The organism is Globicatella sanguinis NBRC 15551, assembly GCF_001552295.1.
Classification (GTDB): Bacteria; Bacillota; Bacilli; order Lactobacillales; family Aerococcaceae; genus Globicatella; species Globicatella sanguinis.
Genome location: NZ_BCQX01000219.1, coordinates 1 through 1,298, shown reverse-complemented (window position 1 = coordinate 1,298; position 1,298 = coordinate 1). Strand labels below are relative to the sequence as shown.

The following is a 1,298-nucleotide window of genomic DNA, read 5'->3' as shown; positions in this document are numbered from 1 at the left end:
GTTAACGAAAACGATTAAAGTGCAATTATACCCAAGTGCTAGTGATATTGAAAAATTCGAAGAAACCCAACAACAGTTTTTAAACGCTTGTAATTTTGTTTCGACATATATCTTTGACCATGACTTTGAATTAGGTCAAGCGACTTTGCACAACGCCTTGTATCATCAGATACGTCAGGATTTTGGACTGCAATCGCAAATGGCCCAGTCCGTGATGCGTACGGTAATCGCGAGATATAAGACCGTGAAAACACAGTTTAAACAAAAACCTAAGCGTTATAAAGATATCCATACAGGTAAATATCATACGCTATATAAAGACCTTTACCATTTAACGAAACCCCTAGGGTTTAAGCGACCAGTCGCTGTGTTCGTACGTAATCGTAACTACGCTTATCATCAAGACGACACCTATTCACTGACGACTAATCAAGGGCGAATTAAAGTGTCTTGTGATAAGCAACATATCGCTTATCTTCAACAATTTAGCCAGAATGCTTACAAGTTCGGTCAAGCTGAATTACTCTGTCGTAAGGGTAAGTGGTTCTTACACGTGTCCGCAAGTAAAGAGATAGACAACCCAGCTGAAGCTAATATTCAACGGATTGTAGGCATTGACCGTGGTTTAAGACAGATACTAACGATTGCGGATGATACAGCTCATACTACCTTCTATTCGGGTAAAAGCTTGATAAAGAAAAGACGGCATTTTAAGAAATTGCGCCAGTCCTTACAAGCGAAGAACACCAAATCAAGTCGTAGACGCCTTAAAACAATTGAAAGACGAGAGAACCGCTGGATGAATGATGTGAACCATCAATTATCAAAGACACTCGTTGACCGATACGGGGCCAATACCATGTTTGTGGTGGAAGATCTTACGAACGTTACTTTTAACACGACTCATCACCGTAAGCAAGATGCACGGTATGAACACCATTCTTGGCGATTCTTCGATTTTGAAGAAAAGTTAATGTACAAAGCTTTAGAAAGTGGTTCGCAAGTTTTAAAAGTATCCGCACAATTTACGTCCCAACGTTGTCCAAAATGCGAATCAATTGATAAAGCGAATAGACAACAAGATAAGCACTTATTTACTTGTCAGAATTGTGGGTATCAATCAAATGATGACCGTGTGGCAGCTATCAATATTAAAGAATTGGGTCACCGATATCTGTCGAGTGAGAAAAAACTACGGTTTGAAAAAGTTGTGCCAATACAAAATTATTAAACATAAAACAATATTCAGTAAGTGTCTACAGACCGCTTATTGATGGGGTGCCAGTCAACCATCCCTT

The 1,298-nt window shown here is 39.2% G+C and carries 1 protein-coding gene; it reads left to right on the top strand.

Features of this window, described 5'->3' with window-relative positions; translation table 11 throughout:
• A partial coding sequence (locus tag GSA01S_RS10200) for an RNA-guided endonuclease TnpB family protein (protein ID WP_066127286.1) occupies window positions 1–1,231 on the top strand: 1,231 nt, incomplete at its 5' end.
• Between the last annotated feature and the right edge of the window lie 67 nt (window positions 1,232–1,298).